The 24,876-nt window shown below is 64.4% G+C and carries 19 protein-coding genes and 1 pseudogene; 3 read left to right on the top strand and 17 right to left on the bottom strand.

The features are described from left to right. Window positions 1–6 precede the first annotated feature (6 nt). The 11 genes from xylB to DAAJ005_RS01490 all read right to left on the bottom strand — a co-directional run bounded on the left by xylB (window position 7) and on the right by DAAJ005_RS01490 (window position 13,292). Window positions 7–1,470, bottom strand: coding sequence for a xylulokinase (gene xylB / locus DAAJ005_RS01540; RefSeq protein WP_151845560.1), 1,464 nt, complete (start codon window positions 1,468–1,470; stop codon window positions 7–9). Further along, complete coding sequence (gene xylA / locus DAAJ005_RS01535) at window positions 1,467–2,633, bottom strand: xylose isomerase (RefSeq protein WP_151845559.1); 1,167 nt, start codon at window positions 2,631–2,633, stop codon at window positions 1,467–1,469. The genes xylB and xylA overlap by 4 nt, the downstream gene beginning before the upstream one ends. Before the next feature lie 67 nt (window positions 2,634–2,700). Beyond that, complete coding sequence (locus DAAJ005_RS01530; RefSeq protein WP_151845558.1) at window positions 2,701–3,480, bottom strand: ATP-binding cassette domain-containing protein; 780 nt, start codon at window positions 3,478–3,480, stop codon at window positions 2,701–2,703. Next, entirely contained in the window at window positions 3,477–4,700 is a 1,224-nt protein-coding gene (locus DAAJ005_RS01525) for a sugar ABC transporter permease (protein ID WP_151845557.1), read from the bottom strand. Before DAAJ005_RS01525 ends, DAAJ005_RS01530 begins: the two co-directional genes overlap by 4 nt. 95 nt (window positions 4,701–4,795) lie before the next feature. Beyond that, complete coding sequence (xylF, locus tag DAAJ005_RS01520; RefSeq protein ID WP_151845556.1) at window positions 4,796–5,839, bottom strand: D-xylose ABC transporter substrate-binding protein; 1,044 nt, start codon at window positions 5,837–5,839, stop codon at window positions 4,796–4,798. A 208-nt stretch (window positions 5,840–6,047) separates the two neighbouring features. Continuing rightward, window positions 6,048–7,124 (bottom strand): LacI family DNA-binding transcriptional regulator, encoded by a 1,077-nt coding sequence (locus DAAJ005_RS01515; protein ID WP_151845555.1) that lies wholly within the window; start codon window positions 7,122–7,124, stop codon window positions 6,048–6,050. Next, window positions 7,117–8,265, bottom strand: coding sequence for a Gfo/Idh/MocA family protein (locus DAAJ005_RS01510; RefSeq protein WP_151845554.1), 1,149 nt, complete (start codon window positions 8,263–8,265; stop codon window positions 7,117–7,119). Before DAAJ005_RS01510 ends, DAAJ005_RS01515 begins: the two co-directional genes overlap by 8 nt. Further along, complete coding sequence (locus DAAJ005_RS01505; protein WP_151845553.1) at window positions 8,262–9,269, bottom strand: sugar phosphate isomerase/epimerase; 1,008 nt, start codon at window positions 9,267–9,269, stop codon at window positions 8,262–8,264. Before DAAJ005_RS01505 ends, DAAJ005_RS01510 begins: the two co-directional genes overlap by 4 nt. Window positions 9,270–9,551: 282 nt before the next feature. Continuing rightward, window positions 9,552–10,505, bottom strand: coding sequence for an ABC transporter substrate-binding protein (locus tag DAAJ005_RS01500; RefSeq protein ID WP_151845552.1), 954 nt, complete (start codon window positions 10,503–10,505; stop codon window positions 9,552–9,554). Between the two features lie 137 nt (window positions 10,506–10,642). Continuing rightward, window positions 10,643–11,641 (bottom strand): ABC transporter permease, encoded by a 999-nt coding sequence (locus DAAJ005_RS01495; RefSeq protein WP_151845551.1) that lies wholly within the window; start codon window positions 11,639–11,641, stop codon window positions 10,643–10,645. Between the two features lie 133 nt (window positions 11,642–11,774). Beyond that, window positions 11,775–13,292 carry a sugar ABC transporter ATP-binding protein gene (locus DAAJ005_RS01490; protein WP_151845550.1) on the bottom strand — a complete coding sequence of 506 codons (1,518 nt, stop codon included), beginning with the start codon at window positions 13,290–13,292 and terminating at the stop codon, window positions 11,775–11,777. Window positions 13,293–13,920: 628 nt separating this feature from the next. Between DAAJ005_RS01490 and DAAJ005_RS01485 the strand changes: the two are divergent. Then, window positions 13,921–14,544, top strand: a pseudogene (locus DAAJ005_RS01485) (IS982 family transposase). 11 nt (window positions 14,545–14,555) lie between these two features. On the opposite strand, the gene DAAJ005_RS01480 reads toward DAAJ005_RS01485, so the two are convergent. From DAAJ005_RS01480 to DAAJ005_RS01455, 6 genes are all read right to left on the bottom strand, one after another. Next, on the bottom strand, window positions 14,556–16,049 hold the full coding sequence (locus tag DAAJ005_RS01480) for a S10 family peptidase (RefSeq protein WP_151845549.1): 1,494 nt from the start codon (window positions 16,047–16,049) through the stop codon (window positions 14,556–14,558). Between the two features lie 39 nt (window positions 16,050–16,088). Then, window positions 16,089–17,234, bottom strand: a complete 1,146-nt coding sequence (locus DAAJ005_RS01475; protein WP_151845548.1) for a thiolase family protein — start codon at window positions 17,232–17,234, stop codon at window positions 16,089–16,091. Next, window positions 17,231–18,817 carry a fatty acyl-CoA synthetase gene (locus DAAJ005_RS01470; protein WP_151845547.1) on the bottom strand — a complete coding sequence of 529 codons (1,587 nt, stop codon included), beginning with the start codon at window positions 18,815–18,817 and terminating at the stop codon, window positions 17,231–17,233. Before DAAJ005_RS01470 ends, DAAJ005_RS01475 begins: the two co-directional genes overlap by 4 nt. Continuing rightward, the gene (locus tag DAAJ005_RS01465; RefSeq protein WP_151845546.1) at window positions 18,814–19,575 is read right to left on the bottom strand and encodes a 3-hydroxyacyl-CoA dehydrogenase; all 762 of its coding nucleotides are present in this window, start codon (window positions 19,573–19,575) and stop codon (window positions 18,814–18,816) included. Before DAAJ005_RS01465 ends, DAAJ005_RS01470 begins: the two co-directional genes overlap by 4 nt. A 30-nt stretch (window positions 19,576–19,605) precedes the next feature. Beyond that, on the bottom strand, window positions 19,606–20,736 hold the full coding sequence (locus DAAJ005_RS01460; protein WP_151845545.1) for an acyl-CoA dehydrogenase family protein: 1,131 nt from the start codon (window positions 20,734–20,736) through the stop codon (window positions 19,606–19,608). A gap of 536 nt (window positions 20,737–21,272) precedes the next feature. Further along, a complete protein-coding gene (locus DAAJ005_RS01455; RefSeq protein WP_151845544.1) occupies window positions 21,273–22,358 on the bottom strand; it encodes an alpha/beta fold hydrolase in 1,086 nt (361 codons plus the stop codon). Between the two features lie 113 nt (window positions 22,359–22,471). Here DAAJ005_RS01455 and DAAJ005_RS01450 point away from each other — a divergent pair, with 113 nt between their 5' ends. Further along, the gene (locus DAAJ005_RS01450) at window positions 22,472–23,632 is read left to right on the top strand and encodes an ABC transporter substrate-binding protein (protein ID WP_151845543.1); all 1,161 of its coding nucleotides are present in this window, start codon (window positions 22,472–22,474) and stop codon (window positions 23,630–23,632) included. A gap of 133 nt (window positions 23,633–23,765) precedes the next feature. Further along, a complete protein-coding gene (locus DAAJ005_RS01445; RefSeq protein ID WP_151845542.1) occupies window positions 23,766–24,812 on the top strand; it encodes an alpha/beta fold hydrolase in 1,047 nt (348 codons plus the stop codon). The last annotated feature ends 64 nt before the right edge of the window (window positions 24,813–24,876 follow it).

Genomic DNA, 24,876 nt, shown 5'->3' with positions numbered 1-24,876 from the left:
TTTCGGTTACAACTCCGGCAATGTTTCCAGCGCCGCCGCATGCTGCTTCAGCGCCCGCGTCATCGGCTGCGCCACAACCGCCTCACCCTGGGGTCTGAGCGTGTCCATCACCGCTTTGATGTCGGGGAACAGTCCAGCGGCAGGCATGGCGAGCAACGCCGCCCCCTCCGCAGCGCCGGGCGCATGTTCGATGTGCTGGACAGGCAAGTCCAGCGCGCCGCTGACCAGACTCAGCCACAGGTCACTACGCGCGCCGCCGCCCGTAGACAGCAATGTGGTCAGGCTGGAAATCGGCTGCATGACCTTATAGGTGTCCGACAGCGCGCAGACCGTGCCTTCCAGCAGTGCGCGAACCAGATGCGGGCGGCGGTGCGCCAGACTCAGGCCGGACCACGAACCGCGCAAGTCCGGGTTCATCAGCGGGCTGCGCTCCCCGGCCAGATAGGGGAGGAAGGTCACGCCCTCCGCGCCGTCTGGAACGGTGGCCGCTTCTTCCAACAGGGCGGGAAAATCCGTTTCGGGGGCCAGCGCGTCGTGGAACCATTGCAAGGCCCCGGCGCAGGCCAGGGTGACGCCCAGCAGGTTATAGCCACCGTCCGCGTGAGCGAACAGGTGGACGCGGCCCTGCGGATCAGGGGTGGGCGTGTCCAGCGGGGCGAACAGCACGCCGCTGGTGCCCAGGCTGACGCTGCCCACGCCGGGGCGGTGTGCGCCCAGGCCCAGGCCGATGCCCGCCGCCGCGTTGTCGCCGCCGCCCGCCACGATCTTGAGGTCAGCGGGCAGGCCAGTCTGCACGGCCATCTCCGGCAGAATCTGGCCCACCACCGCCCAGGAATCCACCACTTCGGGAAGGAGGTCCACACTTAGCGACAGGGCGTTCAGCACGTCCATATCCCAGGTCTTGGCCGCCAGATTCAGCGCGCCGATCCCCGATGCGTCAGACGGCTCGGTGAGGAAGTTCCCGGTCAGGACATATCCCAGGTAATCTTTGGGCAGCAGCACTTTATGCAGGCGGGCAAAGTTCTCTGGCTCGGCCTGCCGCAGCCACAGCACCTTGGGCAACTGAAACCCAGTTACCGCACGGTTGCCGGTACGGGCGATCAGCTCCTCGCGCGGGAGTTTCGCCTCGATCTCGTCCACCGCCGCCCCAGTTCGCTGATCGTTCCAGAGGGGCGCAGGACGAATCACCTCGCCGTCTTTGTCCAGAAAGACCGCACCGTGCATCTGCCCGCTGAGGCCCAGGGCCAGGGGTGTCCAGCCGCCTGCTTTGAGAGTTGCGGCCAGTTCTTTGAGCGCGTCCAGAGTGGCCGATGCCCAGTCCTGCGGGCGCTGCTCGGTCCAGCCGGGCTGAGGCGTCAGCAGCGGGTAGGTTCGCGTGGTGCTGGCCACCACCTTCCCGCCCGCGTCCAGCGCCACCGCCTTGACGCCGCTGGTGCCGATGTCGATGCCCAGAGTGACGGGTTGGCTCACCCGCGCACGCCCATCAGCAGTTCGATGGTCATCTGGTCCAGGGCTTCCAGGCCCGGTCCACGCACGCCCAGCGCCTCACGGTCAAATTCACGGTTCTTGAGCGCCTCAGCATTCTCGGGCGAGAACTTGCTCAGGGCGGCCAGCTCCGTGTCCTCCACGCGGTAGGCCTCCAGCGCCGCCGTGATCTCGGGATCGGCGTGGAACTGCGCCACCTTGTCCTTCAGGATCAGGTAGGTCCGCATGCAGCCGCGCGCGAAGGCCCACACGCCCGCCTCGTCCTCGGTCCGCAGGGCGTGGGCGTCAAAGTGAAGGGAGCCGCTGTAACCCGTGTCCTCCAGCAGCATCACGGTGAAGAATGCGCCCTTGATGTTCTCCGCGCCAAAGCGCAGATCCTGATCGAAGCGGCCCATCTTCTGATCGTTCAGATCGATGTGGAACAGCTTGCCTGCGTCCAGTGCCTGCGCGATGGCGTGCGGAAAGCTGAGGCCCGCCATCGTCTCATGGGCAAATTCGGGGTTGACGCCGAACAGTTCGGGCTTATCCAGCGTGGGAATGAAGCCCAGAGCACTGCCCACCGTGGGCAGGAAGATGTCGGCGCGCGGCTCGTTGGGCTTGGGTTCCAACGCGAAGCGGTAGCCGTAGCCCTGCGATTCGCTGTATTCGGCCAGGAAGTTCAGGCTCTCGCGGAACCACGCCAGCGCGTCCAGCAGCTTGCCGCCCGCGTCCACCTCGGTTCCCTCGCGGCCCCCCCAGAACACGTAGGTTTTTGCGCCCAGCTCGGCCCCCAGGTCCATAGAGCGCATGGTCTTTTGCAGCGCGTAGGCCCGCACGCGGCGGTCCGCACTGGTGAACGCGCCGTCCTTGAACGCCGGATCGCCGAACAGATTGGTAGTCGCCATCGGCACCTTCAACCCGGTTTCAGCCAGCGCGGCTTTCAGGTCCGAGACGATCCTGTCGCGCTCGGCAGCCGTGGCGTCAATCGGCACCAGATCGTTGTCGTGCAAGTTAATGCCCGACGCGCCCAGCTCGGCCAGCTTCCGCACGATGTACGGCGCGCTCAGTGGCTGCCGGGTGGGTTCGCCAAACGGATCGCGTCCGACGTTGCCGACGGTCCAGAGGCCAAAGGTGAAACGGTCTGCGGCGGTGGGGGTCAAGTTGGTCATGGTTCTCCCAGGGTATAACGAAAACGATTTCGGTTTGATTTGAGCGAAGTGGCAACGGGCAGAACGTCTAGACCGTCAGCACATCCCGCCCCGGCAACTTGCCCGCGATGATCATCTCCAGCACCTCGTCCTGCGTGATCCGTGAGGTCAGGGCGCTGCCCACCACCTTGCCGTTTTTCATCACGGTTACACGGTCCGCTAGGTCAAACACGTCGTGCATGTCGTGGCTGATCAGGAAGATGCCCACGCCCTCGGTCTTCAGCGACTTGATCAGCTCGTTGACCTGATGCGTTTCCTGCGGCCCCAGTGCGGCGGTGGGTTCGTCCATGATCAGCACCCTGGCCTTGAAATAAATGGCCCGGCTGATGGCGATACACTGGCGCTGCCCGCCCGACAGGTTAAAAACAGGCTTTTTGAGGTCCGGCAGGTTAACCTTCAGGCGGTCCAGCACCTTGCGGGCCTCCAACTCCATCGTGTCCTCGTCCAGAGCGCCGCCACGCAGCAACTCGCGCCCCAGGAAGATGTTGGCCGCCACGTCCAGATTGTCGGCCAGTGCCAGATTCTGGTAGATCGTCTCGATGCCCAGCTTCTGCGCGGTACGTGGACTGGTCAGCTTCACTTCCTGCCCGTTGATCAGGATCTGCCCAGCGTCGGCGGTGTACGCGCCGGAAAGCATCTTGATCAGCGTGGATTTGCCGGCACCGTTGTGACCCAGCAGCCCCAGCACCTCGCCGGGGGCCAGACTGATATTCACGTCCTCCAGCGCGTGGATGCCGCCAAAACTCTTGGAGATGCCGCGCGCCTCCACCAATGGCGTACCCGTCCTGTTGACCGTGGTGGCGCTCATTTGGCCCGCCTACGCTGGAAGATGCCGTCCAGCGTGACCGCCAACATCAACACCAAGCCCTGCACCACGTTCTGCCACGCGCTAGGGAGATCGAGCAGGAGCATGCCGTTGATCAGGCTCGCCATCAGGATTGCGCCCAGGAATGCGCCGGGAATGCTGCCCGTACCACCTGCCAGCGAGGTTCCCCCGATGACGGCAGCCGCGATCACGCTCAGTTCGGCCAGGGTGCCGGTGGAGTTGGTCCCGGCGTTCAGGCGGGCCGTTTGAATCGCCCCGGCGAGGGCGGCCAGCATGCCCATGATGCCGAACACCAGGATGGTCAGGCGGGTGGTGTTGATCCCGGCCAGCCGCGCGGCTTCCGGGTTGCCGCCGTAGGCGAATACATAACGCCCGAAGCGGGTGGCGCGCACCACCCACATCATGATCGCCGTGACCGCCAGCATGATCAGCACCGGCACCGGCATCCCGCGTGGCAGGCCGCTGCGGGGATCAGGGTAACTGTTCATTACCAGCACGAAGGCCAGCACCAGCGCCAGCGTGACGCCGGTGAAGGCGAATTGCAGGATGGCGGTGCGGTTGGGCAGCCCGCGTCTGGCCCGCTGCTGGTAATTCCGCAGGTCCGTCAGAACGATGGCCGCCGCGATCAGCGCGCCCACGCCCCAGCTTGCCGGGCCGCCTATCGAGCCGTTCAGGCCACCGCCCAGAATCTGGAAGGTCTCGGTCAGGGGCGCAACCGTCTGGCCGCTGGTCAGCAGCCACGCGCCGCCCCGGAAGATCAGCAAACCGCCCAGGGTGACGATAAAGGACGGCACGCCCAGCAGCGCCACCCACGTTCCCTGCAACATGCCGATGCCCAGCCCCAGCAGCAGCCCCAGCGCCAGCGTGAGCAGCGCGCCCCACCACGTATCCTGCGTGAACACGCGGATGTTCAGGACCGCCATCGCCATGCCCGTGAACCCTAGGATCGAGCCGATAGACAGATCGATGTTCCGCATGACGATGATCAGGACCATGCCGCTGACCATCACGCCCACCGACGCGGTCTGCACCGACAGGTTCCACAGGTTGCGGGAAGTGATGAAGACCCCGCCGGTCAGCAGGTTAAAAGCGATCCAGATGCCGGCAATCGCCAGCACCATGAACAGCAATCGGCCATCAATCCCCAGTTGCGCCAGTAATCGCTTAGGCGGCGTGGTTGAAACGGTCTTGACACTCTGCATATTCCTCCAGCCCCAGCCGGGCGTGGCACAAAAAGGGGGAAATGACGGGGCGACAATAAGGCCCGCGTTCATTCCCCCTGGAAAGGTCTAGGGGCTTAGCGGCAGGCTGCCGGGGCCGCAGCGCCCGTCACGCCGTTGCAGATCTCAGCCTTGGTGGCCCACTTGGCGGTGATCAGCGTGCCCAGGTTGGCCTTGGTGATCACGACAGGCTTGAGGAGGATGCTGGACACTGCCACCTTCTTGGGGCCGCCGTTGAAGGTGCTGCTGCCCTTGATGGCGTTGACCTTGGCGCCGCCCGCCAGTTGTACGGCGATCTTGGCTGCTTCCGTTCCCAGCGTGCGCGAGTCCTTCCAGACGGTCCCGGTTTGCAGTCCTCTGGCAATCCGGTTCAGGGCGGCCTTGTCGGCGTCCTGGCCCGAGATGGGAATCTTGCCCGCCAGCCCCACGCCCGCCAGTGCCGAGACCGCGCCCCCTGCCGTGCCGTCGTTGGAGGCCACCACCGCGTCAATCTTGTTCTGGTTGGCGGTCAACATCTGCTCCATGTTGCGCTGGGCGATCTCGGGCTGCCAGCCTTCGGTGAACTGGCTGCCCACGTTCTTGATCGCGCCGGACTTGATCGCCTTGTCCAGCACTTCCAGTTGCCCGGCGTACAGCAGCGCCGCGTTGGGATCGCTGGGGCTGCCCTTGATAAAGGCGTAATTGCCCTTGGGTTTGGCGTCCAGAATCATCTTGGCCTGCAACCGACCAACTTCCTTGTTGTCGAAGGAGATGTAGAACGCCCAGGGGTCCTCGATCAGGCGGTCATAGGACACCACGGGAATGCCGTCGGCCTTGGCCTTGGCGATGGCGGGCAGCACGGCCTCGGTGTCCTGGGCCAGCACCAGCAACACGGTTGCGCCGCGCGTCACCAGACTCTCGATGTCCGAGAGCTGCTTCTCGTTGGAACTCTGGGCATCGGCGCTGATGTACTTGGCCCCCATCTTGTCCAGTTGCGCCTTGATCGCCGCTTCGTCTGTCTTCCAGCGCTCCTCCTGAAAGTTGGACCAACTGACGCCCACCACCACCTGTTTCTGAGCCAGGGCGGGCGAGGCGAGAAGGCTCAGGCCGAGAACTGCGGTCAAGATACCCATTCGTTTCATAGAACTCCTTGATTTGGCCTTATAGGCCGGTAAATAGACGGGGGAAATCCGACACCTTGGTAGAATCGAATCGGAACAGAAAGATAGACTTTGAAGGGAAGTCCCAGCGGTTTGGGTTAAGGAAAACGATTTCGGTGAGTGAAGTATACGCCGTTCTTCCAAAAGGTCAAGAGGTCATATATCCGGGGCGCACCTGACGCCAACTCAATCAGTTGCCGTGACTCTGGATCTGGGTAGCAGTCAACGGCGCGGTGCTGCGGCGCACCAGCAGATGCGGGGACAGCAGCGTCTGCGACACGGGCTTCCCCTTCAGCCGGGCCAGCAGCACCCGCACACCTTCCGCCGCCATCTCTGCTGCGGGCTGATACACCGTCGTCAGGCCGCCCGCGATGTATTCCGCGCCCAGGATGTCGTCGAAGCCCACCAGCGAGAGGTCGGCGGGAACGCTCAGCCCGGCCCCGGCGAGGGCCTGTACCACCGCCGCCGCGCCCAGATCGGTTTCGGCGAAGACCGCGCTCACCTCGCCCCGTCTGACGGTCTGCACCAGCAGATCACCGTCATGCACGGCGGTCAGAGGGGAGTGTCCGGCGGCGGTCATCGCTTCCCGGTAGCCCTTTTCCCGGCGCTGGAAGTGTTCGACGCCGCTGGCCTCACCACCGCCGTAAAAGGCGATGCGGGTGTGCCCCAGCTCCAGCAGATGCTCGACGGCCTGCCGCGCGCCCGCCGTATGGTCCACGTCCACGCTGCTGATGCCCGGCGGCACCCGCTGGGTCCACAGCGCCACCACGGGCAGCGGCAACTGTGCCAGATCCTGGAGCAACTGGTGGCCACGCAACGGATCGCAACTGACCAGCAGCCCGTCCACCCGCCCGTCCAGATAGGTGTGGTGCAGGCCGCTGCTGCCCGGATAGACCACCAGTGCGGGCACGTTCAGGCTACGTGCCGCGTCGCTGAGGCCCGCCATGATCGCGCCGTCAAAGGTCCGGCGCACCGCGTTGCTGGTGGTCATGGCCCCCAGCAGACTGTCGGGTTCCGACGCGCCCACGGCTTCCAGCACCACGCCCAGTTGCCCGGTCTGCCGGGTCCGCAGGTTGCGGGCGGCCACGTCCGGCACATAGCCCAGCTCCAGCGCCACCCGCCTGACCCGCTCGGCGGTCTCGGCACGCACTGGATACTCCGCGCGGCCCGACAGCACCTTGGAGACCGTGGCCGTGCTGACGCCCGACGCGGCGGCCACCTCGCGGATGCTGACGCGCCCGGTTTCGGGCTTGCTCGACTTAGCCACTGCCTTTCAGGCTAACCCAGTTTCCATTCGCTGCTGCACTTTCCAGCACGAACGTCATAAACTCCACGCCCTGCACGCCGTCGCTGACTGTGGGGTAGTCGGGGTTGACGCCCTCGCCCCGTTCCCGCGCCGCCAGATCGTCGGCCACGGCGCGGTAGATGTTGGCGAACGCCTCGATAAACGCTTCGGGATGGCCTGCGGGAAGACGGGTCATGGCATTGGCCGCGCCGCCTGTGCCCGGCCCGCCACGCGTCAGAATCTGCCGGGGCCTGTCCAGTTGGTCAAAAAGGAGGTGATTGGGGTCTTCCTGCCGCCAGCTCAAGCTGCCCTTTGTGCCGAAGACGGACAGGCGCAAGTCATTCTCGCGGCCAATCTCGATCTGGGAGACGGTCAGTACGCCCCTTGCGCCCCCTTCAAAACGCAGCAACATGCTGGCGTCGTCGTCCAGCGGGCGGCCCGGTACGAAGGCGGTCAGCTCGGCGGCCACCTCTGCCAGCGATAATCCACTGACAAACGTCGTCAGTTGCTCGGCGTGGGTGCCTATGTCGCCCAGCGCCCCGGCAGGACCGCTGCGGGCCGGATCGGTGCGCCACTCGGCCTGTTTGCCCGTCTGCTCGGTGGCCAGCCAGCCCTGGTGGTATTCCACGATCACCTTGCGGACGCTCCCCAGCTCGCCCTTGCGGACCATCTCGCGGGCCTGACGGATCATCGGGTAGCCGCTATAGTTGTAGGTCACGGCGAAGGCGGTTCCAGCCTGTCGGACGGCTGCCTCCAACTCCTGTGCTTCCTTGAGAGTGGGCACCAGGGGCTTATCGCAGATGACGTGAAACCCGGCCTGAACCGCTGCCAGCGCCACCGGGAAGTGCAGATGATTGGGCGTGACGATGCTGATGACCTCTGCGCCGTCCTCCCTGTTTTTCTCGCCGTCTAAAAGGTCCTGCCAGGTGCCGTAACTGCGCTCCGGCGGCAGGCCCAGCGCCGCGCCGGATTCTCTGGACCTTTCCGGCGTGCTGGACAGCGCCCCGGCCACCAGCACGTAGCGCCCGTCCAGCGCCGCCGCGTGCCGATGGACTGCGCCGATAAAGGCGTCCTGCCCACCGCCCACCATTGCCAGCCGAAGGGGGCGCTGATAGTCGCTCACGCCTCTTCCTTGGCGAAGGCCGCGTCGAAGACCACGTCCGACGGCGGGAAATCCAGGCGGCGCGTGTAGGCCGCACTCTCGGTTGCGCCGGCCACCCGGTCCATGCGGGCGTCCTCCCACTCGATGCTCAGGGGACCTTCATACCCGATGTCGTGCAGCGCCACGATGATGTCCTCGAATTTCACGTCGCCGCGTCCCACCGAGCGAAAGTCCCAGAAGCGCCGTCTGTCACCGAAGGTGGTGTGGCCGCCGAAGACGCCCACCTCGCCGCTGCCGTGGCCCCACCACACGTCTTTGATGTGAACGTGGTAGATGCGCTGGGGGAAGCGTCGAATGAAGCCCACGTAATCCACGCCCTGATACGCCAGATGGCTGGGATCGTAGTTGAAACCGAAGCGCGGGTGGTTGCCCACGGCGTCCAGGGCACGGGCGGCGCTGGCCGTATCGAAAGCGATTTCGGTGGGGTGAACCTCCAGTGCGAAGTTCACGTCCACTTCCGCAAACGCGTCTAGGATGGGTGTGAAGCGCTGGGCGAAGTCCGCAAACCCGCGTTCCCAGTACGCCTGATCGGTGGGCGGAAAGGCGTAGAGGCTGTGCCAGATGCTCGATCCGGTAAAGCCGGTCACCACATTTACACCCAGCTTGCGCGCCGCCTTGCCGGTGTCGATGATTTCCTGGGCCGCCCGCACGCGCACACCCTCGGGATCGCCGTCGCCCCAGACGTGCGCGGGAACGATGGATTTGTGCCGCTCGTCGATGGGATCACACACCGCCTGCCCCACCAGATGGTTGCCGATGGCGTGAACTTGCAGACCGTGTTTGGCGAGCAACTCGCGCACGCCTTCTACGTAGCCGTCTTCTTTCAGCGCACGCTGCACGTCGAAATGATCGCCCCAGCAGGCCAATTCCAGGCCGTCGAAGCCCATCTGTCTGGCCAGCGGTGCGAGTTGGGCCAGCGGAAGATCGGCCCACTGGCCGGTAAATAAAGTGACAGGTCTTGGCATGGGTCTAAGGTGCCTCCAGGGCAGGGGTGGGGTCAAGTTGGACGCTGGTGTGATGGGGTGGCTCCCACGATTAACCCCTCTCCTGCGGAGTTGTACCAGCCAGTTGGCTGCGCTGCCAGCTCTTTTCAAGGGAAGCCGGGAGTCGCCGCCAATCTAGCCACGGAGAAATCGATTTGCCTCCCCTTGGGGGGGGGTGTCCCCCAGGGACGGACTGGCAAAGCTGCGAAGCAGAGGGGCCAAACCGTGGCAGCTACCCCGCCACACCAAGAGACAATCCTCTCCTCAGAACGGAGAATTCGGGAAGTAGAACTTGGCGGCATTGTCCTTGGTCACCAGTTGGCTGGGAATGATCGTGGTCTTGGGCATGGCGGTTTTGGTCATGCGCGATTTGGCGGTCAGCAGCATGGCCTCGCGGATCATGTTGGGCGGGTAGGTCACGTCGGCAGTGATCAGGGGATCGCCGTCCTGCACCTTCTTGATCATTTCCTTCATGCCCGCGCCGCCCAGCACGAATTTGATGTCCTTGCGCCCGGCCTGCTCAATGGCCTTCAGCACGCCCACGGCAATATCGTCGTCCTGCGCCCATACGGCGTCGATCTTGGGAAACCGGGTCAGGTAGTCCTGCATGACCTTGAAGCCGTCGTCGCGGTTCCAGTTGGCGTACTGCCGGTCCAGAATCTTGACGTTCGGGTACTTCTCCTTCATCACCTTGTCGAAGGCGTCCACGCGCTGGTTGTCGATCACGGTGGCAATGCCGCGCAGCACCACCACGTTGCCCTTGCCGCCCAACGTTTTGCCCACGTATTCGCCACTCACGCGGCCCAGGCCCGGATTGTCCCCGGCCACGTAGGCGTCCTGCGCCTTGGGATCGGTCAGCGCGCGGTCCACCACCACCGTGAACACGCCCTTGTTCTTGAGGTTGGCGACGGGCCGGGTCAGCGGCGCACTCTCCTGCGGCAGGATCACCAGCGCATTGATCTTGTTGACCGTGTACATGTCCTGAATCTGGTTGGCCTGCTCGTTGGCGTCCTTGGCCGTCTTGACGATCACCGTCAGGCCCGGATACATCTTTTCCAGCTCTGTTTTGGTCTGGTTGGCCCAGTACACCACGCCGCCCGTCCAGCCGTGGTCCGCTGATGGGATGGAGACACCGATGACCTGCTTCGTTTGCGCCAGCGCGGCAGAGGCCAGCAGCGAGATGGACAGGACGGCGAGTTTTTTTAGGGTTTGAGACATGGTTGGCTCCTTGTTTTCTATGCGGAGGTGGGCGGAAGAACGCGGCGCTTAATATCTTTTTTTCGGGTGAGGCTCACGTGACCACACAGGCATCTGCTAGGGAGGCAACCGAGAAACACAGACCGGTTCCACGGCCTTTATGACCGTTTTCCCCGTTGCAAGAAGGCCACCACAATGATCACGACGCCCTGCACGGCGGCGTTCAGGTACACGCTGATGATCGAGGTCAGGTTCAACACGTTCTCGATGCTCAGCAGCAAGATCGCGCCCACCACCGTTCCCCAGATGCGCCCGGAGCCGCCTTTGAGGGCTGTGCCGCCGATGATGACGGCGGCAATCGCCTCCAGTTCCCAGAGGATGCCGGTGCTGGGGCTGGCGCTGCCCAGACGGGGCACGTACAGCAGGGTGGCCAGCGCCACGCAAATGCCCTGGATCATGTAGGTGATGACCTTGACGCGGTTCACATCCACAGCGGCGTAGCGCGCCACCTGCTCATTGCTGCCGATGGCCTGCACGTAGCGGCCATAACGGGTGCGGTTCAGGATCAGCCCGCCGAGCAGTGCCACCACCGCGAACACGATGATCGGAAACGGCACGCCCAGAATCTTGCCGTAATACACCGGGCTGTAGGCGTCGCTGAGGATGTTGTTGAGCGAGATGCTGCCACCCTCTGACAGGTAGGTCAGGACGGCTCGGTAGATACCCAGCGTTCCCAGCGTCACAATAAACGGCTCGATACGCCCGCGCGCGATAAAAGTGCCTTGCAGCAGCCCCGCCCCAGCCCCGATGAGCAGCGCACACAGCATCCCGATGGCAATCACGCCAGCCCCGCCGCCACCAGCTCCCAGCGCGTTCATGATCAGGATCATCGAACCGGCGATCAGGGCGGCCATCGAACCCACCGACAGATCAATCCCACCGGAGATGATCACGAACGTCGCCCCCACCGCGATGATGCCGATAAATGAGGCGCGCGTCGCCACGTTGGACAGGTTCGAGACGGTCAGGAAGTCGCTGTTGAGTGCCGTCGCCACGATCATCAGGGCGATCAGCCCCAGCAGCGGCCCCAGGCTGCCCAGCCGGGACAGCAGCGGCGGGCGGGCGGGCTTGGATGTTTCGGCGGAATGTTCGGTCATACGGCCTCCGATTGAAAGGTGTTGGAAACACCTTGAAATCCGAACGGAGTGAGAAGGAGAAAAACGGGTTCCGGGCGTGGAGTGCGGGAATCGGCGCTGTCCCGATTTCTGCACGAAACAGACGGAATTCGTATCATCTGGGGGCAGCCTCCAGGGCAGGGGAATTGGCTTTTAATCCGGTGGCGTACTGAATCACTTCTTGCTCGGTCAATTCGCCCCCTGTCAGGTTGCCGACGACGCGGCCCTCGCGCACCACCAGCAGGCGCTGGCACAAGCCCAGCAACTCGGTCAGCTCGCTGGAAATGACGATGATGCCCTTGCCCGCCGCCGCCAGCGCCTGAATCAGCAGGTAGATCTCGCGCTTGGCCCCCACATCCACGCCGCGCGTCGGCTCGTCCAGCACGATCACGTCGGGATCGACTTCCAGAATGCGGGCCAGCGCCAGCCTCTGCTGATTGCCGCCGGACAGTGCGCTGGCGGGCACGTCCAGCCGCCCCGTGCGGATGCCGTAAGTTTTGACCGCCCCCTCCAGCGCCCGCGTCTCCGCGCCGATGTCCAGCAGGGGCCGCGCGTACTCCTCCAGCGTCATCAAGGTGAGGTTAGGCCGCAGTTGAAAGTCCACCAAAAGCCCCTTGCCCTTGCGGTCCTCGCTGAGATACACGACACCCGCATTTGCCGCCCTGCCAGGGCTGTCGATACGGGTGGGACGGCCCGCCACGCGCACCTGACGAACCGTGTGGCGGCGCAGCCCCAGCAACCCCTCGAACAACTCCGTCCGGCCCGAACCCACCAGTCCCGCGAAGCCCAGCACCTCGCCCACGCGCAGCGTGAAATTGATGTCGTGCGCCCAGCCGGGAACCTCCAGGCCCTCAACATGCAGCGCCTCTTTCTCGGCGGGCTGCCCCTTGTCCGGGAACATTTCCTCCAGTTCCCGGCCCACCATCAAATTCGCCAGATCGTGCGGGGTTTTGCCCGCCGCCGGGCCGCTGAACACCACCGCGCCGTCGCGCAAGACGGTCACCGAGTCGGCCAGTTCCTGCACCTCATTCAGTTTGTGGCTGATGTAGAGGATGGTCACGCCGTCATCGCGTAGACGGCGGATCAACGCGAACAGCACGTCGGTTTCGCGGTTGGTCAGGGTGGCCGTTGGCTCGTCCATGACCAGCACGCGGGTATCTCTAGCCAGCGCTTTGGCAATCTCGACGAGTTGTTTTTGCGGCACGCTCAGGTCTTTGACCTTGACTCTGGGATCAAGCTGCACATCCAGGCGAGTCAGTGCCGCCTTGCCCTGCCGGTTCATCTCGGCATCGTTCAGCAGCGCGCCGCCCAGTTCCCGCCCCAGAAAAATGTTCTGCGCCACGCTCAGGTCATCGGCCAGATTGAATTCCTGATGGATCAGCACCACGCCCCGGCCCTCGGCGTCGCGGCTGCTGCGAAAGGTCACGGGCTGTCCTTCCAGTACGATCTCGCCAGAGGTCTGGGCCTGATAGCCGCCCAGAATCTTCATCAGCGTACTCTTGCCCGCGCCGTTCTCGCCGATTAAAGCGTGAATCTCGGCGTCCCTAATTTCGAAACTGACGCCGTGCAGGACTTCTACCGGACCAAATGATTTTGTGATCCCCCGGAACTGTACGGCAGGCGTGGTTGTCACGCGTGCCCCACGTTACGGGACTGGACAGGAACGCAAACAGAATCGGCGTGGCTCCAGATCGACACAGGGTTCTCCAGAGAGGAAGAGGTGAGGCACGACAACAAGCGAACGAGAGGAGGTGATTGATTTTGAGTAAGCCCACCATAGCACGTCATTTCGGAGAATCGAAATCGATTTCGGTTGCTGCGTTGCTTCCAGTAATCTCCGCGTTTTGGCGGCGACAACCATAGTCTAGAAACTTCGGCTGACAGGACGCGCCTCGCAACTCTGCGGCCAGTGGTCGCACCATGCCTCAACGTGAGCGCAGGATGTCTGATACGGACTCCGATGGAAAGGTGCTGGAAAGATCTGGAACTCCGAACGGGCGTCCAAGCGTCCTCTCTGCGAGCTGTCCCAGTCCTGGGCGCTGCTCTGGACAAGACAGTGCCCAGGAGAACAACGGGTTCCGGGCGTGAAGTGCAGACATCGGCGCTGTCCCGATTTCTGCCGCGTTATAGACGGAATCTGTATGAAGGGAGTACCCCGTTCAGGACTTGAGCTGGCGTAGATTTCTCCGGGTCCAGACGATAAAAAGGGAGATGATATGGCTCGATATGCTCTCCAGCACAATTGAGGCCATCGGCGCAGCATTCGCCCCCTTTACCGCTGGACCAAAACGCACTTCAGCGATGAGAAGAAGTGTCGTCACCGGAGAGTCATCTGCAACATGCTCGTTGCTTTCCTCCTGGCCCGCTTGATCGACAAACAGACGTATCCCTCGGTCTGCCCGTATCCACGCAAGCCTTCAACCGGGTCAATCGGCTGCTGGACACCCTGAAACAAGCTTGTGTGCCATCCAGATCATGTACTGAGGTGGTGATGGACCCCCATTTGCCATCCCAAACGAGCGCGGCATTGCCACTTTCTTGGAACCCGATGGGGCTACGGCACGCAAAGTGGGTTTTTCGGGGACAAGCTCTACGCGTGGTTTCTGGAAGATGGCGAGATCGCGCAGTATCTGATCAGGCCAGCCAATTTGCGCGACACCACCGTGAGCTACGAACTCAGAGGGCGCTGGCCTGACTGTACCGGGCCGAACACCGTGAATGACAAACAGGACTGCTGTTTGGGCTAAATCTATCCGCCCGGGAGCAGTTCCTGGTATGCCACCGGTTGGCGGCCAGCCCACCATCCCAAACGCATTGAAACGGTGGTCTCATCGCGGTTGCGCGTCGTCCTGGCCGTCAGTGCCCACCACCTTACCAGGCCCTGAATGAGGCAATCTCAGGTTTTCGCCCACTTGATAAAGGTGCTCAAGTCCTGATACTGCTGCTCCAGACTGGGCAGATGCACGTACATCATGTGGCCCGCTTCGTAGTAGGCCTCTCGGATGTTCTTTCGCAGGCCCGGATCAAGCTGTAAGTGATCGAACGTATGGCGCATGGCCCAGTACGGTGTGGCGAAGTCGTAATAACCGGCAGCCACCAGGACTTTCAGATGGGGGTTCTGGTGCATGGCGCTTCTCAGGGTGTCCGACACCCGCACGTGCCGGTTCTCGAAGTCCTTGTTGCTCCACGGACGGGTCCGCCCCGACAGGACTTCATACGCCAGATCAGACTGGAAGCCCAGTTCCTGACGGACGTAATGGTTCAGAGTCGCTGTGTAAGGCCCCACGATGGCCGCGTAGCTTGGATCGTAATCCGTGCTGCTGCCACCCCGCTCGCGGTCCATGCCCGTAAAACGGCTGTCGAGACGCCCGACGGTCAGGCCCTGATCCCGCAGCAGTTCCTTGCAGAAGCGCGACAGTGGAACACGCAGATCGTGGTTCAGGACGAACTGCTCGCTCAGGCCAGTGAGCCGGGCATACTGCTGGGCAATCTCGAGACGGACGTCTGGCGACAGGCGGGCCCCCAGGTGCAGGGCGCTGGCATACTCGTTGTCCGCAAAAGCCTCTGCTTCCCGCAGCACCGTCTCCAGGGGAAGGCGCTCGCCGAGCTTCCCGTGGTACCAGGCGGTGGCCGCCTGTGTTGGGAAATGGGTGACGTACGCCAGGTCGTGACCCGGCGTGGTGTCCACCGTGGCGTAATCCAGGATGGCGCTGATCAGCATCAGTCCATTCAGGAACATGCCGTGACGCTCTTGTAGGTAACCGCTCAGACCAGCGGAACGCAGCGTGCCGTAACTCTCGCCCAGCAGGAATTTAGGGCTGAGCCAGCGGCCCGCCCGCGTCGTCCACAGGCGGATAAAATCGCCCACGGATTCGATGTCTTTCTGGAAGCCGTGGAAATCGCCCGGATTCTCTCCCTCGGTCACGCGGGAATAGCCTGTACTCACTGGATCGATGAACACGAGGTCCGTGTCCGTCAGGAGCGTGAACTCGTTGTCCGTGAGCCGATAGGGTGGCCCGGTCAGCCCACCGGCGTCTCCCATCACCACCCGGCGCGGTCCCAGGAGACCCAGATGTAGCCACAGGGATGGGCTGCCCGGCCCACCGTTGTAGGCGAAAGTCACCGGGCGCGTCGTGGCCTCCTGATCGTCCAGGGCGTAGGCCACGAAGAAGACGCTGGCCCGCCCCTTGTTGCCTTCAAATTCGCCGTTCTTGGCGTGCTTTTCCTCAAGCAGCACCATCGTTCCAGCCGTGGCCGTGTAGTTCAGGGTCCTGCCGTTTACATTCAGGCTGTGCCGGGTGACACTCACCTCATCACAAGGCTTCCGAGCAGCGTGCTGGGCGTCTTTTTTCTCTTCTGGTGCATCATTGCGGTCAGGAGTTTCGTTCATTTGTTCCTTCCTTGCCAAAGCGGTTGACGGCCCAGAACTTCACAGGCGTTCAATGATGGTGGCGGTGGCCATGCCGTGGCCGATGCACATGGTCTGCAATCCGAACGTGCCGCCTGTGGCTTCCAGACCAGTGAGCATCTTCGCCATCAATCCTGCCCCGCTGGCCCCCAGCGGATGGCCGTGGGCCACGGCCCCACCCCAGGGATTGACCCGGGCTGGATCGGCTTTCAGCTCGTGCGTCCACGCCAGGGCCACGCTGGCGAAGGCCTCGTTGATCTCGATCCAGTCGATGTCGGCCAGGGTCATCCCGGCCTTTTTCAGCGCCTTGCGGGTGGCCGGAATAACGCCCGTGAGCTGCATGGTGGGATCGTCTCCCACCACCACGCGGGCACGGAAGCGGGCGCGTGGGCGCAGGCCGTCAGCGACAGCCGCCTCCCGGTCCCCCACCAGCACGGCGGCGGCCCCGTCGCTGATCTGGCTGGCGTTACCGGCGGTGACCACCCCGGCTTCCCGGAACGGTGTCTTGAGGGCGGCCATCTTGACCGGGTCAATGTCGCCGCGCACGCCCTCGTCGTGTTGAACGGTGATGGCGTTTCCGTCGGCGTCCAGCCCAGGTGCAGGCAGCAGTTCGGCGTGCAGCCCGCGCGACGCGGCGGCCCGGCGGTGGCTTTCGGCAGCAAAGGCGTCGAGCATCTCGCGGGTCAGGCCCCACTTCTCGGCGATGCGCTCAGCGCTTTCCCCCTGGTGGATGAGGTCCACAGCAGTCAGCAGCTCGGGGTTGAGGCGCTCGAAGCCGCCGCCGATGTCGCTGAACATCGGCACGCGGGTCATGCTCTCGACGCCGCAGCCGATGGCGTAGCCCAGGTCCCCGGCGTCCACCCCCTGCGACGCAAAATGCACCGCCTGCTGTCCGCTGCCGCACATGCGGTTCAGGCTCAGGGCCGGCACCTCGGCGGGAAACCCGGCCAGCAGCACCGCCAGCCGCCCGATGTTCGCGCCCTGCTCACCCATTTGTGTGACGGTGCCGGTGATCACGTCCTCGATTTTGCCCGCCTCCAGGCCCGCGCGCTCTAGCAGTCCCTTCAGCGTGAAGGCGAGCAGGGCGTCGGGCCGCACCTCGCGGTAAGCTCCGCCCCGCTTGCCGTAGGGCGTGCGCACGGCTTCCAGAATGACCGCTTCTCTCATGGGTTCTCCTCGTGTGCCTGAGCCGTGTCGGGGCGCGGTGCGAACCGTTCGCGCAGGTCGCGCTTCAGAATCTTGCCCGCCGTGTTGCGGGGCAACTCTTCCACAAAATGGATTTGTTTGGGCACCTTGAAGGGGGCCAGGGTCGCGCGGGCGTGGGCGCGCAACTCCTCGGCGCTGGCGGCGGCCCCGGCCCGCAGCACCACAACGGCGGTCACGGCCTCGATCCAGGCGTCGTCGGGCAGTGCGATCACGGCAACTTCCGAGACGGCGGGGTGGGTAAACAGCGCCTCTTCCACCTCGCGGCCCGCCACCAGCACGCCGCCCGTGTTGATCACGTCCTTGACGCGGTCCACCACGTACAGATAGCCAGCGTCGTCCAGATACCCCAGATCGCCCGAGTGAAACCACCCACCTTCAAAGGCATCCCGCGTCTCCTCCGGTTTGTCCCAGTAGCCGGTCAGCAGTTGCGGGGAGCGGTGGACGATCTCGCCCAACTCGCCGGGGGCAGTGTCCTGCATCTCAGGCGTGATCACGCGGCTCTGCACATTCAGTACGGGCCGCCCGGCAGAGGCGGGACGCTTCCGATGTTCCTCCGGCCTCAGCACCGTGGCCAGGGGGCCGAGTTCGCTCTGGCCGTAGCAGTTGTAAAAGCCCGCGTGGGGTAGGGCCGCCATGATTTCTTGCAGGACAGGGGTGGGCATAATGGACGCGCCGTAGTACAGCTTGTTCAGGCGCCCCAGGTCACGGCGGCGGAATTCGGGGTGCCGCAGCAGGCCCAGCCACACTGTTGGCGGGGCGAAAAAGGACGTGATCCCCTGACCTTCCAGCAGCGGCAGCACCGTTTCCGGCGCGGGCGAGGTGACCAGGTGGCAGGTGGCCCCCGCCAGCAGGCCCGGCATCAAGAAGACGTGCATCTGCGCCGAGTGGTACAGCGGCAGGGCAGCCAGCGCCACGTCATCCCGCGACAGGTCGAGGTCGTGCAGGCAGCTCAGGTAATGGGCATGCAGCGCGGCGTGCGTCATCATCGCCCCCTTGGGCAGCGCCGTGGTGCCGGAGGTGTAGAGCAACTGGGCGAGGTCATCGCCACTCAGTTCAATGTCGGGCGGCGAGGAGTCCAGGCGCCCGTCCTGTGCCCAGGTGAGGACGTCGCTGTCCTGGCCGCCGTGGAAAGTGCCCCGCAGGTTCAGGGGGCCGTCAAGCGCCTCTTGCAGATGCGGCACCAGGGCGGGATCAGTAAAAGCCGCCGACGGGCTGCACTGCCCGGCCAGATAGCCCAGTTCGGTGCGGCGCAGGGCGTAATTCACGGGCACGTGGACCAGTCCGGCGCGGGTGCAGGCCAGCCACAGCAGGACGTAGGCGTCGCTGTTCTGCCCGAAGGCCAGCACCCGGTCTCCCTTCACGAGGCCCGCCCCCAGCAGCGCGTGCGCCACCCGGTTGGCCCCCTGTTCCAGCGCGGCGTAGGTCCACTGCCGCCCGGCAAAGGTCAGGGCCAGTTCATCCGGCTGGCGGCGCACCGAACGGTGCAGCGCGTCGGCCAGGGTGTCTTGCCGTGCCCGGTCAAGCAGGGCAGTGTGGGCACTCACCTGGGGGCCATTCGGATTGCGCCGTCCAGCCGGATGGTCTCGCCGTTGAGCATCCCATTCTCGAAGATGTGCCGCACCAGCGCGGCGTATTCGTCGGCGCGGCCCAGGCGGCTGGGAAACGGCACCTGCTGGCCCAGCGAATCCTGGGCCTCCTGCGGCAGCCCTTGAAGCATCGGCGTCTCGAAGATGCCGGGAGCCACGGTGACCACGCGTATGCCGCTGCGGGCCAGGTCACGGGCGATGGGCAGGGTCATGCCCACCACACCCCCCTTGCTGGCCGCGTAGGCTGCCTGTCCGATCTGCCCGTCATAGGCGGCCACCGAGGCGGTGTTGACGATTACCCCGCGCTCGCCCCCCTCGCCGGGTTCGTGGTCCAGCATGGCCTGGGCCGACAGGCGGATCACGTTGAAGGTGCCGATCAGGTTGACCCGCACCGTGCGCTCGAAAACCTCCAGCGGGTGCGGGCCGCGCTTACCCGCCGTGGTGGCCGCCGGGGCGATCCCGGCGCAGCTCACCGCGCCGTGCAAGGCGCCGAAGCGCTCGCGTCCGGCATCGAGGGCGGCCTGCACGTCCGACTCGCTGGCCACGTCCGCCCGCACGAACAGGCCGCCGAGTTCCCCGGCCAGCGCCTCACCCGCCTCCGCATTCAGGTCCAGCATCAGCGGAAATCCGCCCGCCCCGGCCACCATTCGGGCCGTACCTGCCCCCAGCCCGGAGGCCGCCCCCGTGATCAGCACCGTCTTGTCTTTGAGATTCATGTTCTTTCTCCCTGTTCGTGGTGTCCTGAATTACCGCTGCAGCTCGCGGGCGATCACCAGTTTCTGGATCTCGCTGGTGCCCTCATAGATTTGCAGGACCTTGGCGTCCCGGAACAGCTTTTCTACGGGGTATTCCGTCGAGTAGCCCATGCCGCCGAAGATCTGCACGGCCTCGGTGGCCGCCACCATCACGCTCTCGGCAGCGAACAGCTTGGCCTGCGAGGCGGCCAGGGTGTTGCGCTGACCGTGGTCGATCAGCCACGCGGCGCGGTAGGCCAGCAGCCGGGCGGCCTCCAGCGAGGTGGACATCTCGGCCAGCTTGGCGGCCACCAGTTGATGGCGGATGATCGGCTGCCCCATCGTCACCCGGGTTTGCGCGTAAGCCAGACTTTCCTCCAGGCAGCGGGCGTGGACGCCCACCCCGAAGGCCGCCACCATCGGACGCGAGTGATCGAAGGCGTCCATGGCGATGCGGAAGCCCTGCCCTTCCTCGCCAACACGCTGGGAGGCAGGAATGCGGCAGCCGTCGAAGAAGACCTCGCAGGTGGGCGCACAACGCTGGCCCAGCTTGTCCAGCGGCTCACCGATCCGCAGTCCCGGCGTGCCGCGCTCGACGATAAAGACGCTCAGGCCCCGGCTGCCGCCGTCCCCGGTGCGGGCGAACACCACGAAGAACGAGGCGTGGTTGGCGTTGCTGATCCACGTTTTGCTACCCGACAGCACGTAGTCGTCGCCGTCTCGCGCTGCGCGGGTCTGCAAGCCGGCCACGTCGCTGCCTGCGCCCGGCTCAGTGGCGGCGTAGGACGCCAGTTCACCGGCCACCAGCCGGGGCAGCACCCACCGCTTTTGCTCCTCGCTGCCGTGGTGGATGATGGCGTCTGCCGCCAGCGAGTTGATGCTCAGGGTGGCACCGACGCCCACGCAGCCCCGGCACAGTTCCTCGGTGACCAGGGTCAGGGCCAGACAGCCCAGCCCAGCGCCGCCGTATTCCTCCGGTACCGTCAGATTCAGGAGGCCGAGGGCCAGCGCCTGATCGTAGATGGCCTGTGGAAATGCCTTGCTGCGGTCCAGTTCCGCCGCCTGCGGGATGATCTCCCGCTGCGTAAAGGTGCGGGCGAGCTGCTGGAGTTGGCGTTCTTCCGAGTCGAGCATGAAATCCAAGTGATCCTCCCTGGGCGCGTGCTGGTGGCAGAGTGCCGCTCGCGTGCATTGGATATGAATTGACCAAATGAGCATACTCAACCTGGCAGGGCTGTGCAGGACGGCTTGTGGTCAGCAGGGGAGACCGGGTGTTGTTCGCATGCCGAGACAATAGACGGCTGACAACAGTAGCGTGAAGATGTCAGAGACTGGTAACGCCGCCCCCGTACGCCGCATGACCCGTCACCTGCTCGTGACCGCAGATCAGATTGAAAGGTTCAATCGGCAGAACAGGCTGTGCAGGGGCAAGTCCTGAGATGGCTGGCCCGCAGCCCGAACTCGTCTACGGTGATGACCAACGGGCTGGCGGGAGCGGCTTTGGTTGGTGGCATGGGTGTCAGGCGCTGCCCGCAGTCATCGACATGATGCCGTTTCATACGGCTGGCATAGAGGTCATTCATTTGTAGATTGATCGCCGTGAACGTTCGTGCGCTCCTGTGGTCTGGCCTGATGGCACTGCCCGTGCTGTACGGCGTGTGGCACGAAATCCACCAGAATCAGACCTGCGGAAAGCGTTCGGCGTTGGCAACAGGTAGAAGCGGCGCTGCGGGAGTGTCCAGCAGGTCCCGCATCTGCGTGGCAAAGGCCAGCGTGTCATTCACACAGCCCAGATGCCCCTGCGCGGAGGCAAATTCCAGATGGGCGTGACTGACCCCCGCTGCCGCCGACGCCTGCGCGAAGGTCCGCATCTCGGAGGCGGGGAAGAACTGGTCCACAGCGATGTTCACGGTGAGCAGCCGCAGTCCAGCCTCAGTCCAGTGAGCAAACAACTCGGGGGGCGGGGCCACTGCCGCCAGATCGTGCGTCTCTATCAGCCGCGCAATGTCCAGAATGTGCGGCAGGCTGGCGGTCCCCGAGCGGGAGGAGAGATAAGTGCCGAAATCTGCGTCCCGGAACATCGATTCCAGCCCATCAGCGCCCAGACCGAAGAAAGTGATCAGCCGCAGCGCACTGTCCAGGCCGCCTGCCCGCGCCACCTGATGCAAAAAGGGAGTGAAGGCGTCACGCAGCACGGTGCCGATGTGTGGGCTGGCGGCCACCGCCACCACGCGCGGCGCAAGTCTGGGGGTCCGCGCCGCCCACTGGAGGGCCTGCAACCCGCCCAGACTGGGGCCAGCCACAGCGTGCCACCGCTCCACCCCCAGCGCCCGCATCAATTCCAGTTGAATGGCATGCAGGTCGCCAAAATCCCAGGCCGGAAACCGCCCGCTCCACACCTTCCCATCTGGGTGAGGGGTGTCTGGCCCGGTGGTCACGATGCCAGGATCATGGGCCTGCACGTTGGACGGCGTGTTCATACAGATCACGAAGAAGCGGTCCGTGTTCAGCGCCAGTCCCGGCCCGATCAGCGCCGCCCACCAACCGGGCGTTCCGTCCGGGTTCAGTCCTGCCGCGCGCATGGTGCCGGTGTAGTAATGACAGACCAGTACGGCATTGTCACGCGCCGCGTTCAGTGTCCCCCAGGACTGCGCGCCCAGTCGCAGCGGCACTTCCACACCCGAAAACGTCGCCTGCGCCGAGAAGATCCACTCGCCCGGCCCCTCGCCCGACTCCAGCCTTGCCCCCCGCAACGTCTCGCTCATTAAGACTGAGCGTAGGCGCAGAGCGTTACACGGCAGTCACAGTTGTGGGGCGGGTTTTCATTCTCTCCTGCTGTAACGCCCCCGTGACGCCCCTCCCTTACACTGCCCACGTTATGAAAACTCTACTTCTGACGGGCATGCTGCTCGCGGTTTCGGGCGCTGGTGCGGTAAAGGTGGGCGTGTTGATTCCTCTTTCGGGCGGGGGCAGCGTTTCGGGTCAGGCGGCCAAGAACGGCTATGAGCTGGCGCTGGACGAGATCAATAAGGCCGGGGGCGTGCTGGGTAAACCGCTGGAAGTGGTCTACGGTGACGACGCCAGTGCCCCAGCCAAGGCGGTGCCGGAATTCGTCAAGCTGGTCACGGTGGACAAGGTGGACTTCATGGCGGGCGGCGTGAGCAGCGCAGTCAGCGTGGCCCTGTCGGGACCAGCCAAGCAGTACAACACCTTTATGGCCTGGATCGGCGCCGCCGCCACGCCCGTCGAGGATGCGTTTGCAGACCACAAGTATTTCTTCCACTACCACCCGTGGTCCTACTACAACTTTGAGGCCATCCTGGGCTTCTTCAAGACCCTCAAGACCAAGCAGGGTGCCAAGAACATCGCCATTGCCTACGAGGACGGCCCCTTCGGCAGCGCGGGCATCGATGCCACCGTGGCAGCCTTCGAGAAGGCCGGATTCAATGTGGTTCTGACCGAGAAATTCAAGACCGGCAGCGGCAACTTCGGCCCATTGGTCAGCAAGGCCAAGGCCGCCAAGCCCGACATCATGTACTGGGTGGGTTACGACACCGACGCGCTGCCCCTGGCCACCGAGATCAAGCAGCAGAACCTCAAGCTGGGCCTGATCTACGGCACCCCGCCGAGCTGGCCCGTGGGCTTCGAGAAAAACCCGCTTTCCAACGACATCGCGGGCCTGAGCCTGTGGCTGCCCACCAGCCCCAACCGCGAAAGCCGCGTGTTCGTGGACGCCTACAAGAAGAAGTTCGGCAACGTGACCGAGGAATACTTCGCGCCGCTGGCCTACGTGAATCTCAAGTCGCTGGCCGCCGCCATCAACAAGGCGGGTAGCGTGGACAAGGACGCGGTGGCCGCCGAACTCGCCAAGACCAAGCTGCCCACGCCGTTCGGCACGCTGACCTTCAGCAAGAGCCTCAAGACCCAGTATCAGGGCTTCAAGGCGGGCAACTGGCTACACTTCCAGTTCCTGGACAACACCCGTGTGCCGGTCTACCCGGTCAAGTTCGCGAAAAAGACGGTGGTGTGGGGCAAGTAGAGGTCTGAGGAACCACCACGACGCCGGATAAGGCGTGATAGCCGCCACGGCCTGATCCCTCCCTTCCCCCAGGGGAAGCAGACTGAAGGATCAGGCCGTGGTCCTCTGTTCACCCACAGCCTAAAGGGGCCAGATGAAACCCACTTCACGCACCATCCAGACCGCTCGCCTGAACACTGCCGTGCTGGAACGCCCCGCGAAGGGTGAAGCCAGGCGCAGACTGTTGCTGGTTCACGGCAACGTGTCCGACGGGGAATTCTTCCGTGACCTGATGGAAGGCCTGCCCGACGATATTCACGCCGTTGCTCCCGATCTGCGCGGCTACGGCGACAGCGAGGCCAGACCTATCGACGCCACGCGCGGCCTGAAGGACTGGTCCGATGATCTGCTGGCCCTTCTGGACGCGCTGGAATGGAAGGAGGCGCATCTGCTGGGCTGGAGCATGGGCGGCGGCGTGGTCATGAACGTGGCGCTGGACGCCCCGGCGCGGGTGCAGTCTCTGACGCTGGTGGCCCCGGTCAGTCCCTACGGCTTCGGCGGCACGCACGGCGCAGACGGCACGCCCAACACCCTGGATTTCGCGGGTTCGGGCGGCGGCACGGTCAATGCGGCCTTCGTTCCATTGATCGCTTCTGGGGACCGCTCAGATACGGCGGGCAGCCCACGCGATGTGATGCGGAAGTTCTATTTCAACGCCGCACAGTTTCAGCCGGACCCACAGAAGGAGGAGGCGTGGGTCACGTCCATGCTCAAAACCCGTACCGGGGACGGCTTTTATCCCGGCGACATGACCCCCAGCGAAAACTGGCCGAATGTCGCGCCAGGGACCGCTGGGGTGGCCAACGCCTTCAGCTCCAAATACATGAACCTCTCGGCCTTCGCTGATCTGACCCCACCGCCGCCTGTGCTGTGGGTGCGCGGGGACGCCGACGCCATCGTGGGAGACACCAGCCTGTTCGATCTGGCCCAACTGGGCGCACTGGGCGCGGTTCCCGGCTGGCCCGGCGCGGACGTTTGCCCGCCCCAGCCCATGCTGATGCAGATGCGAACCATGCTTGAACGCGGCAAGGCCAACGGCGGACAGTGGCGCGAGCTGGTGCTGCCCGGCGTGGGCCACTCACCCTTTATTGAAGCGCCGGACGAATTCAGAGCAGCTTTGCTGGAGCATCTGAAGGGATAAGTTTTTAATCCCCTCTCCACCTGTGGGAGAGGGTGGAGCCGCGTAGCGGCGGGGGTGAGGGGGC

This window comes from Deinococcus sp. AJ005 (genome assembly GCF_009017495.1).
Taxonomy (GTDB): domain Bacteria; phylum Deinococcota; class Deinococci; order Deinococcales; family Deinococcaceae; genus Deinococcus.
This window is presented reverse-complemented; position numbering and strand designations above follow the sequence as displayed.